Here is a 13,684-nt window from a genome sequence, read left to right on the forward strand (position 1 = left end):
CCCCTCCGCCATTCACGATAAGGTCACCTGGTCAAGGACCTGCCGGGTGAAGACATGCCCGACAACGTGTGAGATGTAATGGCCAGCGAACTTGCCCCGCCGTTTTTTGTCGAATCGATCCTGTTCCTGTCCGCCACGGTGGTGGCCGTGCCGCTGGCCAAGCGCATCGGCCTTGGGTCGGTGGTCGGCTATCTGGCCGCCGGCATGGCCATCGGCCCGTTCGGGCTGGACTTCATCCAGTCGGCGGAGGAGATCCTCGGTGTCGCCGAACTGGGGGTGGTGCTGCTTCTGTTCGTGATCGGGCTGGAGCTGGAACCGGCCCGGCTCTGGCGCATGAAGGGCGATATCTTCGGTCTGGGTACCAGCCAGGTGCTGGCCTGCGGCGCCGCGCTCGTCGGTCTGTTCCTGCTGGCCGGGCAGCCGGTGGAAATCGCGGTGATCGCCGGTCTTGGCCTGGCCCTGTCCTCAACGGCCTTCGCCTTGCAGATCCTGCAGGAACGCGGCCAGTTGTCGACTTCCTACGGGCAGCGCGCCTTCGGCATCCTGCTCCTGCAGGACATGGCCATCGTGCCGCTGCTCGCCCTGATCCCGATCCTGTCGCCCGCCTCCGGCCCGTCGAGCGGCTCCGACATCCTGATCGAGGTGGCGACGACGGTGGCCGCCGTCGGCGGGGTGATCGTCACCGGCCGCTTTTTGCTGACGCCGTTCTTCGGCCTCTTGGCGGCGGTGCGCGCCCGCGAGGTGATGCTGGCGGCGGCACTGCTCGTTGCGCTGGGCAGTGGCGGCATCATGCACGCCGCCGGCCTGTCCATGGCGCTGGGCGCGTTTCTCGCTGGGGTGATGCTGGCCGAATCCAGCTTCCGGCACACGCTGGAGGCGGATATCGACCCCTTCCGCTCGCTGCTGATGGGGCTGTTCTTCATCTCCGTCGGCATGGCGCTGGATCTGGGGCTTGTGGCGGCCAACTGGCAGCTCATCGCCATCGGCGTCGCGGCGGTGATGTCGATCAAGGGCGGGCTCATCTGGGGGCTGTCGCGGCTGTTCGGCTCGACCAACTCCGATGCATTGAAGATCGCGGTGACCCTGCCGCAGGGCGGGGAGTTCGCCTTCGTGCTGTTCACCGCGGCGGCCTCGGCGAGCATTCTGCCTTACGACCAGCTCACCCTTTTGATCGCCATCGTCGTCCTGACCATGCTGATGACCCCGCTGGCCTGTCTCGCCCATGATGTCCTCGCCGGGCGCTTGCGCAACCGGGGTGTGGAAAGCCATGCCATCGAGGGGTTCGCCGCGGCGAAACCGACGGTGTTGGTGATCGGTTTCGGACGGTTCGGCATGATGGTGGCGCAGATGCTGACCTCCGAGGAGATCGAGATCACCGCGCTCGACATCCAGCCTGAACGCATGGCCTATGCCCGCAAGCTCGGCTACAAGGTCTATTATGGCGATGCCACCCGCCCGGATGTGTTGAAGGCGGCGGGCGCCGATGAGGCGGTGCTGATCGCCCTGTGCATCGAAAACGATCAGGTGATGGCGCGGGCGATCGACCTGATCCGCTCCCACTTTCCCCAGGCCAAGCTTTATTGCCGGGCGACGGACCGGGCCCATGCGCTCGACCTGACCCGGCGCGGTGTCGAATTCCAGATCCGCGAGACTTTCGAATCCAGCATCACCTTCGGGCGCGCGGCGCTGGAAGCGCTCGGCATCGCCGGCGAGCGGGTCAGCCAGATCGAGGACGACGTGCGGCGCCGCGATCATGAGCGGATGGAAATGCAACTGACCGATGGCCCGTTCGCCGGTGCGGACCGGTTGCACCAAGTGACCCCGCGCGAGGGGGACGGCAAGCCCACCGATGCCGGGCCGGCAGAGGACTAAGGGATGAGCGGCGACCTTCCGGCGACAGATCTTGGGGCGAGACGGGCACGGGGCTGGTCAAGCAGCCCTGCGGTGGCTATCTAGTGAACAATTCCCGGCGCCGCAGAACGAGACGAGGCAAGGCCATCATGAACCGATACGAATCCCCGCGCACGCCGGGTGAAGCCCGCATCCGCTATCTCGATGCGGATTTCCAGATCCTCGCGCCCGGCACCTTCGTGCGCTGCGCGGTGACCGGCGAGGCGATCCCGCTCGACGAGCTGAAATACTGGAGCGTGTCGCGGCAGGAAGCCTATGTGGATGCCGAAGCGTCGATGAAGCGCTACCGGGAATCGGGCAACCAGCCGTAACGCGTCAGGCCGGCCATTCGGCGCCCCGCGGCGGGCGCCGTCAGCTGGCGGCGTTCGCGCCCGCGTCGCGAAGGCTGGGCCGGAGGAAGCGCATCAGCGCCTGCGGCTCCTCCAGTCGCATATCCACCTCGAACACCCGGGCCTGGGTCGCCAACTCCCGAAGCGCCGGACTGGCGGCGCCCGACAGGCGGGCCATGTCCTTGGCCGTGGTCATCAGCGTGAGCCCCTGGCGCTCGGCCGCCTCCAGCAGTTGGCGGGCGTCCGCCTCCGTATAGGCGTGATGATCGCCGAAGGCGCGCTGCTCGACGATATCCGCCCCAAGCGCACGCAGGCTGTCGAAGGCCTTTTCCGGCCGGCCGATGCCGGCGAAGGCCAGGACCCGTCGGCCGGCCAACTCCGGCTGCGGGCAGGGTGTGAGCCGGGCCCGGAACACCGGGCGGGCAAGGCTGCGAGCCACCGCCTGAACCGGGTCGCTGGCGGTGCCCGCGCCGATCACCACCAGCGCATCGGCGTGCTGCAACTGCAGGCCAAGCGGCGCGCGCAAGGGCCCTGCCGGCAGGCACAGGCCGTTGCCGACCCCCGTTGTTCCATCCACCAGCACCAGACTGACGCTCTTGTGGAGGACGGGGTTCTGGAAACCGTCATCCATGACGATGACGTCGCCGAGGGTTTGCGCGAGCTGGGCGCCGGCGACCCGGTCGGCGGCAATGACCGTGGGGCCATGGGCCGCCAGCAGCAGCGCCTCGTCGCCCACCGCAAGGCTGTCATGCCGCGCCGGATCGACCCGGACCGGACCGGAAAGACGCCCGCCATAGCCGCGCAGCAGGAACACCGGGTGGCGCCCTTCCCTCGCAAGCAGTGCGGCCAGCGCCAGGCAAAACGGCGTCTTGCCGGCGCCGCCGGTCACGAAATTGCCGATACAGATCACCGGCACATCGGCCCGGCCACGCGGCCGCGTCTGCATCCGGTATCCGGCGATCTGTCCGTAGAGCCAGCCGGCCGGCGCCAGCAACCATGCGACCGCCGAGCGTGTGCGGCGCCACCAGAAGCCCGGGGCGGTCAGCCCGCCGCTCATCGTGCCGGTCCTTCGGGATGGGGGCCAAGATCGGGGTCGAGATAGGGGGCAAGGGCGGAAAGGGTCGCCGCCAGCGCGCCGCTCTGGGCGTCGACGAAGCGCGCCGCCCGCCGGGCCCGGTCCTGCCGCGCCTCCGGGCTGTTCAAAAGCGTTTCGACCGCATCCGCCAGCGCCATGTCATCGGCGATGATTTCCATGCCGCCGGCTTCGATCAGTGGGTGGTAGATATCTTCGAGGACCCCGAAATTGGGTCCCGCCAGCAGGGCCGTGTCGAGCCGTGCCGCTTCCAGCGGATTCTGGCCACCGCCGCCGGGGATGAGGGTCTTGCCGATGAAGGCAACCGGCGCGAGCCGGTAGTAGAGGCCCATCTCGCCGATGGTATCGCCGATGTAGATGTCCTGCGCCTCGGTGAGGGCGTCGCCGGCCGAGCGCAGCGCGACGCTCAGCCCCTTGGCGCGCAGCATCTCGGCGATGGCCGGACCGCGCTCCGGGTGGCGCGGCACGAGGATTGAGAGTAGGCCGGGCAGCCGATGGCGGAGGGCAATATGCACCGCACCGATGATCGCCTCTTCGCCGTCATGGGTGCTTGCCGCCAGCCACGTGGGCCGGGTACCGATCGCCAGGCGCATCGATGCCAGCGCCTGCGGATCGGCGGCAAGGGTGGCGCTGTCGATCTTCAGGTTGCCGGTGACCTCCACCTGGGCGACGCCAAGCGCCCGCAGCCGGTCGGCGTCCTCCGGCGTTTGCGCCAGGGACAAGGCGATGCGGGGGAAGAGCTGGGCCGCCAGCGGGCGCAGTCTTCGCCAGCCGCGCGCCGAGCGCGGCGACATGGTGGCGCTGGCGGAGATGAGCGGAATGCCGCGCGCGTCGAGCGCGGTGATGGTGGCGGGCCAGATCTCCGATTCCATGACGATGGCAAGGTCCGGCCGCCAGTGGTTCAGGAACCGGTCGAGATTGGGCGGCGTGTCATAGGGCACATATTGATGGAACGCGCCGGCGGGCAGGTTGGCGGCGGCGATCCGCGCCGAGGTGACGGTGCCGGTGGTCACCAGCACCGGGCCATGGGTCGTGGCGATGGCGTCGATCAGGGCGCGTGCGGCATTGAGTTCGCCGACGCTGGCCGCATGAAGCCAGACAAGGCGTCCTTCCGGTCGGGGCAGGGAGGGGTGGCCGAAGCGCTCGCCGCGCCGCGCCGGATCCTCCTTGCCGTGCTCCACCCGCCGGGCATGAATCCGCCGCAGCCCCGGGCCGGCGAGGGTGCCGAACAGCCGGTAGCCGGCCAGGAGGGTCTTGCCGATGAGTTGCGACAGCCAGCCGGCCTTGGCCGGCGGCAACGCCGGCGCGTTCGCCGTGCCGGGGGCTGCCGGCTCGGTCGCTGGAGGGTCTGGTGTCGGTGCGGTCATTTTTGTCGGGCCAACTGCCACGCCCGCTCGGTCGCGGCGTTCATATTGTCTTCGAGCTGTCGCCGCAGATCTTCGCACAGCGCGTCGTCCGCGTCTTTTGGAACCGTCACCGGCTCGCCGGCGGCAATGATCATGCGGCTGAACGGCAGATTGATCGTCGCCCGGTCCCAGGTGCCAAGGGTGATGTGCCGGCTGGTGGCGATGGCGATCGGAAAGATCGGCCGGCCCGAATGGCGCGCCAGGGTGATGATGCCGGCCCCGGCGATCCGCGAGACCTTCGGCACATCGGCGGACATGGCAACGAATCCGCCAGCCTTCAGCAGATTGAGGGCTTCGATGAAACCGCGCAGCCCGCCACGCTTGGAGATCTGATGTGCCTTGTGCGCACCGGACGCGCGAATCGTGCCAAGGCCGAGCTTGCGCGCGGCGATGGCGTTGATCTCGCCATCGGCGGAGCGCGAGATCATCACCCTGACGTCCCAGCCCTCGGGCCGGGCGAAGGGCATCAGGAAGTGTTGTCCGTGCCAGCTGGTGACGATCGCGGGGCGATTGTCGCCCATGATCTCATGAAAGTTCGGTGGATCGAAGCGCAGCTTGCTGGTCCGGCGCACCAGGCGCAGGTAGCCAGCCAGGAGAGCGCCGCCGGCATTGACGACAAGCGGATGCCGGCCGATGCGTTTCAGCATGGCCGGCCTCTCTGCCGTACTGCGGTCTGTGCCGGGGAAAACATGCCGTTCGGCTTATTCGCCGACCGTCTCGGGGTCGAGCAGCCGATGCATGTGAACGATGAAATACCGCATATGCGCATTGTCGACGGACATCTGCGCCTTCTCTTTCCAGACTTTGTGGGCGCTGGCGTAGTTGGGGTAGATTCCGACGATATCGAGGTCCTGGAGGTCGCGGAACGTCAGGCCGTCGACGGATTCCAGCTCGCCGCCAAAGACGAGGTGCAGGAGCTGCTTCGGGGTTTCTTCGCGGGTCATTCTTCAGTCTCCGAGGGACATCTGCAGTGGAGCGCCGCGCACTAAGTCAGGTCGGCCAGGATCGGGCGCAGCGGGGTTACGAGCGCCTCCGGGCCGGCCAGCAAGGCCGGATGGCGGACATTGGCACGGTTGTACAGAACCGGACCGCCGCGCATGTTCTCAAGACGCCCGCCCGCTTCCTGCACCAAAAGATCGGCCGCCGCAAGGTCCCAGTCGCAGGCGCGCTCCCGCGCCGCAGCAAGGTCGATCCGCCCGGCGGCAACCAGGGCGATGCGCAGCGCCAGCGAGGGCACGTAGCCGCCGTAGACGACACCGGCGCGGCGCACCGCCTCTTGCGTAACCATCGGCTTGGGGCCGGCAAGACGCGCCCCCTCCAAGGACGGCATCGTGGAAACGCGCAAGGGCTCGCCATTCAGCGCCGCGCCGCCACCCACCGTCGCGGTGTACATCTCGTCGCTGGCCGGCCGGTAGACGGCGGCGGCGACCGGCCGCCCGGCCTCCACCACGGCAACGGCAACCGTCCAGTCCGGCGAGCCTGCGAGGAAGGCGCGGGTGCCGTCGATCGGATCGACGATAAAGGTGCGGGCCATGCCGAGACGGGCGGGGTCGTCCGCCGTTTCCTCCGACAGCCAGCCATAGCCGGTGCGCGCGCCGCGCAAAAGCTCGGCCAGATACCGGTCGACGGCGATATCGGCCTCCGAGACCGGGGAATCATTGTCCTTGGTCCAGCGCTTCGGATCGTTCCGGAAATAGCCGAGCGCCATCTGCCCGCCCCGGCGGGCCGCATCCACCAGAAGGGTCAGATCGTCGAGATTGGCGGCGGTGGCCGCCTTGGCGGTGTCGTCACTGGCCGGCAATGGTCATGTCCTTCACCAGAATGCTGGGGGTGGCAAAGGCCGAGCGGGTATCGAGGTCGCTGGCCGGGACGAGGCCGGCGAACATCTCCTTGAGATTGCCGGCCAGGGTGATCTCGCTCACCGGATAGGCGATGGCCCCGTCTTCGATCCAGAAGCCGGAGGCGCCGCGCGAATAGTCGCCAGTGATGCCGTTGACACCGTGCCCGATCAGGTCGGTGACCAAAAGGCCGGTGCCGATCTCAGCCAGCATCTCTTCCTGAGACAGGGCGCCGGGGGCAAGGGTCAGATTGGTGGCGCCGGGCGCGGGGCCGGCGCCGCCGCGCGTTGCCCGTCCGTTCGGCGCAAGGCCCAGTTCGCGGGCACTGGCGGTGTCCAGCAGCCAGTCGAGCAGTCGTCCGTCTTCCACCAGCGTCATGGCGAGGGCGGGGCAGCCTTCGCCGTCGAACGGCCGGCTGGCGGCGCCCCGGGGCAGGGTCGGATCGTCGGTGATGCGGATGCCTTTGCCAAACACCTTTTCGCCGCGACAGGATTTCAGGAAGCTGGTGCCACGGGCAATCGCCGCGCCGTTGATCGCCGAGGTGAAGTGACCGAGCAGGGAGCGTGCGGCGCGCGGCTCGTAGACCACCGGCGCGGTGCGGGTGGACAATTGCCGGGGATTGAGCCGGGCGACGGCGCGCTCTCCGGCACGCCGGCCGATCTCCTCGCTGGCATCCAGCTCGCCGAGATAGGTGCGGCTGTCGAAGTCGTAGTCCCGCTCCATGTTCGTGCCTTCGCCGGCGATGGCGGTCACCGAGACCCCGTGCCGGGAGACCAGATAGCCGCCGCGAAACCCGTGGCTGGTGACAAGGACGAGCCCGCCGAGCCGCCAGGAGGCGCTGGCGCCGCCGGATTTGGTAACGCCCGAGACCGCAAGAGCGGCGGCCTCGGCGGCGCGGGCGCGCTCGCTCAGCGCCGCGGCGTCCGCAGTGGTCTCGTCAAGAAGATCAAGCGCGGGGATCTCGGACGCCAGCGCGTCGGCATCGGCAAGACCGGCGTAGGGGTCTTCCGGCGCGACCCGGGCCATCGCCACCGCCCGCTCGGCGAGCGCATCCGGATCGTTGAAGGAATTGGCGGAGACGCTGGCCACCCGGCGGCCGCTGAACACCCGCAAGGTGACATCATCGCCTTCCGAGCGGTCGCTTTCCTCGGTCCGGCCATCGCGCACGTCGAGGGACAGGGACACACCCGTCACGGCGACGACATCGGCGGCATCGGCCCCGGCGCGTTTGGCGGCGGCAACGAGGCGTTCCGCATCGGCCATCAGTTTCGACTGGTCAATCTGCTGAGGCATGGTTCGGTCCTTGCGGGAGGAAAGAGACTGTCCGGCGCGCCGGCGACCCTATTGCCCGGTGGCGGCGCCCGCAAGGCGGTGCGAGCGGTTCGGTGAGGATTTGTTGATCCTGTTCGGTGACCTTTCCCTAACCCTCTTGGAAGAGGGAAAAAGTTAACCGTGCTTGTTAAGCCGATCGCGAGCCGTGGTTGCTAGCTTACCTCCATCAGAGACCTGGAAAATAATAGGTCCGATGGAGAGCGAATTGAGCCGTCAAACAGCCACTCAGGAAGTCACTGCCAAAGGATCGGGCCGCCCCTCGCGGCTCGATCCGGCGCAGATGCCGCACCGCTTCGCCGCACGCGGCGAACCGCTTCGCACCGGCGCGGAGGCGCCCTCGGTCGACGTCTATATCGATCGTGACATGGTCATCGTCAAACGCCGGCTTGCCGGCCTGCCGCTGACCCTCGTTCAGCCGGTCTCGATGTTCCTCGGGGTCTTCGCCGAGGTACTGCCCGGTGCCCTGCCGGGCGGGCTGAAGGTCCGTATCGGCCTGAAGCACCGCGATCCGGCGCTGTCGATCGAACTGGCCACCAGCGACAGCATCGAAGGGGTCGCCGACGACTGGTGTGCCTGGGGGCGGGCGCTGTCGCTGCCGCTCCTGATGGTCGAGCCGGATGGAAGCTGTCAGGACCTTGGCGCCGCCACCGGCGATCTGGCCGGCCGCGCGCCCTTGCCCCGCCGCCGGGTGGCGGCCCTCACCGGGCATCGTCCGCGCTTCCTGGTGCGGCGCAAGCCCGGCTCCGGCGCCAACCTTCTGCGGGTTCACCGGGGCGAGCGCGAGATCATCGCCCGCACCTGAGGGCACGCGAACAGCGCCCATGCGGGCAGGGGCTCAGAGCAGCCCCTGCACCAGGGCATCAGCGACAAGGCCGAGAAACAGGACCCAGCCATAGCGGCCGTTGGAGCGGAACAGCTTCAGGCACTGGTCCGGATCGTCGATATCCAGCGTCACGATCTGCCACAGAAGGTGCAGGAGCCCGAGTGCCAGCCCGGCGAAGGCGGCCGGGCCTGCATCGGCGAGCGAAAACGCCAACGCGAACAGCACGGTGGCGCCGCCATAAAGCAGCGCCAGCGCCGGCTTGGTCCAGTCGCCGAACAGGCGGGCCGTCGAGTGCACCCCCACCAGCGCGTCGTCTTCCTTGTCCTGATGGGCGTAGATCGTGTCATAGCCGATGGTCCAGAGGATGCCGCCGGCATAAAGCAGGATCGGCGACCAGGCGAGCGAGCCGAATTCCGCCGCCCAGCCCATCAGCGCACCCCAGGAAAAGGCGAAGCCGAGGAACAGCTGCGGCCAGCTGGTCACCCGCTTCATGAACGGATAGACCGCCACCACGGCGAGGGAAGCAAAGCCCAGCATGATGGTGAAGCTGTTGAATTGCACCAGCACCAGAAGCCCGGTCAGCGCCTGGGCGATCATGAACAGCTTGGCTTGCAGCGGCGAGACCTGGCCGGAGGGCAGCGGCCGGGAGCGGGTGCGCGCGACCTTGGCGTCGATGTCCTGGTCGACGAGGTCGTTGTAGGTGCAGCCGGCACCGCGCATCGCCACCGCGCCGATCAGAAACAAGAGCAGATGCCAGGGGTTGGGCCAGGGGGCGCCGGCGGCAATCGCCGCAAGGGCCGAGGACCACAGGCAGGGCCACAGCAGCAGCCACCAGCCGATCGGCCGCTCCCATCTGGCAAGGCGGGCATAGGGGCGCAGCCATGCCGGGGCGCGCCTGTCGACCCAGTGTCCCTTGACCGCATCGGCGACCTGCCCGCCGTTCATGTCCTGCTGCATCTTCGGTTCCCGTCAGCCTGTCGCGCGCGTCCGCGCCGCCGCCCGAACGTCGCGCGTTCGAGGGGCATGGAAGGGGCGAGCCTGCCTGCGGCACTGGCCTTGCGCAAGATCGATCCCGTTGCCCGGGTGATACGGCGTTTGCGCGGCAAGGGGAAGGGCTGGGTCGGGCGCGCCGCCCCCCTGCCGCTCCCGCCGGAGCGTTCTGAAGGCGAAAACCCGGCGCGAATAGGCGTGCGGGGGCTTGTGAAGCGGCGGCGCTGGGATTAGGCAGACCGGGAACGGCGGGCCGGCGGGAAGCCGGCCCGATGCCTTGCGATGATGACAGCCACACGATCAAACGCCATTTGATCGGCAACTGCCGGGGACAGGATGAACATACTCTTGATCGGGTCGGGCGGCCGCGAACACGCCCTTGCCTGGGCCATCGCCCGCTCGCCCCTGACCTCCACCCTTTATGCCGCGCCGGGCAATGCCGGGATCGCCGAACACGCGACCTGCGTGGCGCTTGACCCGGCCGATCATGGCGCCGTGCTGGCCTTCTGCCGCGACATGCAGGTGTCGCTGGTGGTGGTCGGGCCGGAAGCGCCGCTCGTCGCCGGGCTGGTGGACGATCTGGCCGCCGCCGGCATCGCCGCCTTCGGTCCGAGCCGGGCGGCCGCCGCGCTGGAAGGGTCAAAGGGCTTCACCAAGGACCTGTGCGCCCGCGCCGGGATCCCCACGGCCGCCTATGGCCGCTTCTCCGAGGCCGCCGCCGCCCGCGACTACGTGACCCGGCAAGGCGCGCCGATTGTCGTTAAGGCCGATGGCCTGGCCGCCGGCAAGGGTGTCGTCGTCGCCGAAACCGTGGAAGCGGCGCTGGCGGCGGTCGATGCCTGTTTTGACGGGGCCTTCGGCGAGGCCGGCGTCGAGGTGGTGGTGGAGGAATGCCTGGTCGGCGAGGAGGCGAGCTTCTTCGTTCTGTCCGACGGCACCAACGTGCTGCCGCTGGCCACCGCCCAGGATCACAAGCGGGTCGCCGACGGCGACACCGGTCCCAACACCGGCGGCATGGGCGCCTATTCCCCGGCCCCGGTGATGACGCCGGAGGTGGTCGAGCGCACCATGCGCGAGATCATCGAGCCGACCATTCGCACCATGGCGGCGGAGGGCACCCCGTTCCAGGGCGTCTTGTTCGCCGGGCTGATGATCACCGCCGAGGGGCCGAAGCTGATCGAGTACAACACCCGGTTCGGCGATCCGGAATGTCAGGTGCTGATGATGCGGCTCGTCGATGACATCGTGCCGCTGATGATGGCCTCCATCGAGGGCGGGCTCGACAAGGCCACCGCGCGCTGGCGCGAGGAAGCCGCGCTCTGCGTGGTGATGGCGGCCAACGGCTATCCGGGCAGCTATGAAAAGGGCACGCCGATCAACGGGCTCGATGCGCTGGGCGAGATGGTGGACGTGAAGGTGTTCCACGCCGGCACCCGCCGTGACGGCGAGCAGCTTCTGGCCAATGGTGGCCGGGTACTCAACGTCACCGCTCTGGGGGCAAGCGTCGGTGCCGCCCGCGACCGCGCCTATGAGGCGGTCGGCCGGATCGACTGGCCCGGCGGCTTCTGCCGCTCCGACATCGGCTGGCGCGCGGTGGCCCGGGAGACGGAACCCGGCGCGGCGGAAAGCTGACGCGACAAAAAAAGAGGCGGGCTCCCGGCCCGCCTCGAACAAAAAAATCTCGCCCCAAAAGACGTTGATCTGGCGGAGCCGCTCAGGTGGCGGTGCCGCCAATCGTCATCTTGTTGATGCGCAATGTCGGCTGGCCGACGCCGACCGGCACGCCCTGGCCCTGCTTGCCGCAGGTGCCGATACCCGGATCGAGCGCCATGTCGTTGCCGATCGCCTCGATGCGGGTCAGCGCGTCCGGCCCGTTGCCGATCAGCATGGCGCCCTTGATCGGTGCGCCAATCTTGCCGTTTTCCACCCGGTACGCTTCGGTGCAGGAAAAGACGAACTTGCCGGAGGTGATGTCCACCTGACCGCCGCCAAAGGACACGGCGTAAATGCCGTCCTTGACCCCTTCGAGGATCTCCGCCGGATCGCGGTCGCCGGCCAGCATCACCGTGTTGGTCATGCGCGGCATGGGAATATGGGCGAAGGACTGGCGCCGGCCGTTGCCGGTGGAGCCGGTGCCCATCAACCGGCCGTTCTGCCGGTCCTGCATGTAGCCGGTGAGAATGCCGTCCTCGATCAGCACGGTGCGGTTCGTTGGCGTTCCCTCGTCATCGACCGTGAGGGAGCCGCGCCGCGCGTGCAAGGTGCCGTCATCGACGATGGTCACGCCCTTGGACGCGACCCGTTGCCCCATCAGCCCGGCGAAGGCGGAGGTCTTCTTGCGGTTGAAGTCGCCTTCCAGCCCGTGGCCGACGGCCTCATGCAGCAGGATGCCGGGCCAGCCATTGCCCAGAACCACGTCGAAGCTGCCGGCCGGGGCGGGAATTGCCTCCAGATTGACCAGCGCTTGCCGCAGGGCTTCATCGACGCCCGCCTTCCAGCGCTCCGGCGTGAGGAACCCTTCCAGCGCCGATCGGCCGCCGAAGCCATGAGAGCCGGCTTCCTGACGGTCGCCCGAGCCGGCGACCACGGAGACGTTGAAGCGCACCAGCGGGCGAATGTCGCGCACCCGATAGCCGTCGGCGCGCAGGATATCGACCACCTGCCAGGAGGCCGCGAGCGAGACGGTGACCTGCCGCACCTTCGGGTCCCGGGCGCGGGCGTAGGCGTCGACCTCCTGCAACAGGGCGACCTTTTCGGCAAAGCTCATCGTCCCGAGCGGATTGTCGTCGGTGTAAAGGTGGCGGTTGGTGCGCACCGGCGGTTCGGCATAGACACCCGAATGGCCACGGGCGATGGCTCCGGCCGCCTCGGCAGCGCGGGTTAGGGCGGCGGCGGAAATTTCGCCGGAATGGGCATAGCCGGCAGCCTCACCGGCAACGGCCCTCAGGCCGAAGCCCTGAGTGGTGTCGTAGTTGGCCGCGCGCAGTCGCCCGTTGTCGAAGACAAGGCTTTCCGACTGGCGGTATTCCAGGAACAGCTCACCATCGTCGGCGTGTCCCAGAGCGGTGTCCATGATGGTGCGGGCGTTCGCTTCGCCAAGCCCGCCCAGTTCCAGAAGATCGGTGACGGGTTCACGCATGCGCGGACCTCTCTGTGTGGACCTCGGGCAAGGGAGCCCAGGGTCGGTTGTCGGCGCGGCAGGCGCCATGCGCCCTGTGCCAGCGCGGGGCCGTCGATGATATCCGACCGCCCCGGCGAATGGCGAGAAGCTGAAAGGCTCAGGGGAGGGCGGCAAAGCCGTCGGAAAAGCCCTTCAGGGAGATCGGGATGCCAATGCCTTCTTCCGGTGTCTGGAAGATGACGAAGGTGGCGGCCTGTCCCTTGCGCATCTTGTCGATGAGATCGTCTTCCATGACCACCTCGACGATGCAGCCATTCGGCAGGCAGCGGACGAAGCCGACCCGGCCGACATCGGCATCATCGACGCGCATGCCAAGCCCCATCGGCAGAAGTACCCCGAGCGGTGCGAGCACGCGCAGCAGCCGGGATTTCTTGTCGGCGGTCTTCAGCACGATCACCGACAGGCCGACATTTTCCCGGTCATCGGCGGTGACATTCTGAATCAGCGCGCATTGCTCGCTCTGGGCTCCGGCCGGCGTGTCGCATCGCATCTGCCAGTCGCCATGCACGGAGCGGACCGCGCCTTGCGCGAAGGCGGAGCTGGTGCCGGACACCGCATGGGCGAGAACAAGGACAGCGACCAGGGCGGGGCGCATCATCGACAAAAGGCGGCTGGGCACTGGCAGGGCTCCGTTCTTTCCCGTGACGAGACTTTACAAGGCGTGGCGATCGCAGTTTGATTCGCGGGCGCTCGCCTCCTGTCTGGTTTTCAACCCTTGAAAGGTCGATTTCAAGGCGAAAGGCCGCCCCAAGGCTTTTCTGTGGGGGGTGATTGGCGATCC

Annotated in this window: 13 protein-coding genes; 4 read left to right on the forward strand and 9 right to left on the reverse strand. The window is 68.2% G+C overall.

Annotated features, from left to right (window positions below; genetic code table 11):
* Positions 1–78: 78 nt before the first annotated feature.
* Together IEV83_RS09520 and IEV83_RS09525 are read left to right on the forward strand one after the other, a co-directional pair.
* Positions 79–1,872, forward strand: coding sequence for a monovalent cation:proton antiporter-2 (CPA2) family protein (locus tag IEV83_RS09520; protein WP_181760223.1), 1,794 nt, complete (start codon positions 79–81; stop codon positions 1,870–1,872).
* 128 nt (positions 1,873–2,000) lie between these two features.
* The gene (locus IEV83_RS09525; RefSeq protein WP_181760222.1) at positions 2,001–2,222 is read left to right on the forward strand and encodes a DUF2093 domain-containing protein; all 222 of its coding nucleotides are present in this window, start codon (positions 2,001–2,003) and stop codon (positions 2,220–2,222) included.
* A gap of 40 nt (positions 2,223–2,262) precedes the next feature.
* Here IEV83_RS09525 and lpxK read toward each other — a convergent pair whose 3' ends face one another.
* Genes lpxK through IEV83_RS09555 form a run of 6 tightly spaced genes read right to left on the reverse strand, consistent with a single transcriptional unit; the run spans position 2,263 to position 7,870 of the window.
* Complete coding sequence (gene lpxK, locus IEV83_RS09530; RefSeq protein ID WP_181760221.1) at positions 2,263–3,297, reverse strand: tetraacyldisaccharide 4'-kinase; 1,035 nt, start codon at positions 3,295–3,297, stop codon at positions 2,263–2,265.
* Positions 3,294–4,700: a 3-deoxy-D-manno-octulosonic acid transferase gene (locus IEV83_RS09535; protein ID WP_181760220.1), complete on the reverse strand. Its 1,407-nt coding sequence runs from the start codon at positions 4,698–4,700 to the stop codon at positions 3,294–3,296. Before IEV83_RS09535 ends, lpxK begins: the two co-directional genes overlap by 4 nt.
* Positions 4,697–5,386, reverse strand: coding sequence for a lysophospholipid acyltransferase family protein (locus tag IEV83_RS09540; RefSeq protein ID WP_181760219.1), 690 nt, complete (start codon positions 5,384–5,386; stop codon positions 4,697–4,699). Before IEV83_RS09540 ends, IEV83_RS09535 begins: the two co-directional genes overlap by 4 nt.
* 54 nt (positions 5,387–5,440) lie before the next feature.
* Entirely contained in the window at positions 5,441–5,683 is a 243-nt protein-coding gene (locus IEV83_RS09545) for a DUF4170 domain-containing protein (protein ID WP_181760218.1), read from the reverse strand.
* A gap of 41 nt (positions 5,684–5,724) precedes the next feature.
* Complete coding sequence (locus tag IEV83_RS09550) at positions 5,725–6,540, reverse strand: 3'(2'),5'-bisphosphate nucleotidase CysQ (protein WP_244628127.1); 816 nt, start codon at positions 6,538–6,540, stop codon at positions 5,725–5,727.
* Entirely contained in the window at positions 6,527–7,870 is a 1,344-nt protein-coding gene (locus tag IEV83_RS09555; RefSeq protein ID WP_181760217.1) for a TldD/PmbA family protein, read from the reverse strand. The genes IEV83_RS09550 and IEV83_RS09555 overlap by 14 nt, the downstream gene beginning before the upstream one ends.
* Positions 7,871–8,114: 244 nt before the next feature.
* Here IEV83_RS09555 and IEV83_RS09560 point away from each other — a divergent pair, with 244 nt between their 5' ends.
* Complete coding sequence (locus tag IEV83_RS09560) at positions 8,115–8,711, forward strand: DUF6101 family protein (RefSeq protein ID WP_209003068.1); 597 nt, start codon at positions 8,115–8,117, stop codon at positions 8,709–8,711.
* Between the two features lie 33 nt (positions 8,712–8,744).
* Here IEV83_RS09560 and ubiA read toward each other — a convergent pair whose 3' ends face one another.
* On the reverse strand, positions 8,745–9,689 hold the full coding sequence (ubiA, locus tag IEV83_RS09565; protein WP_181760216.1) for a 4-hydroxybenzoate octaprenyltransferase: 945 nt from the start codon (positions 9,687–9,689) through the stop codon (positions 8,745–8,747).
* Positions 9,690–10,058: 369 nt separating this feature from the next.
* On the opposite strand from ubiA, the gene purD reads away from it, so the two are divergent.
* Positions 10,059–11,354, forward strand: coding sequence for a phosphoribosylamine--glycine ligase (purD, locus tag IEV83_RS09570; protein WP_181760215.1), 1,296 nt, complete (start codon positions 10,059–10,061; stop codon positions 11,352–11,354).
* Positions 11,355–11,436: 82 nt separating this feature from the next.
* Here the strand turns inward: purD and tldD are convergent, their stop codons facing one another.
* Complete coding sequence (gene tldD, locus IEV83_RS09575) at positions 11,437–12,861, reverse strand: metalloprotease TldD (RefSeq protein WP_181760214.1); 1,425 nt, start codon at positions 12,859–12,861, stop codon at positions 11,437–11,439.
* A gap of 139 nt (positions 12,862–13,000) precedes the next feature.
* Entirely contained in the window at positions 13,001–13,498 is a 498-nt protein-coding gene (locus IEV83_RS09580; protein ID WP_181760311.1) for an invasion associated locus B family protein, read from the reverse strand.
* Positions 13,499–13,684: the final 186 nt, after the last annotated feature.

It is taken from the genome of Stappia taiwanensis (genome assembly GCF_014635285.1).
GTDB classification, from domain to species: Bacteria; Pseudomonadota; Alphaproteobacteria; order Rhizobiales; family Stappiaceae; genus Stappia; species Stappia taiwanensis.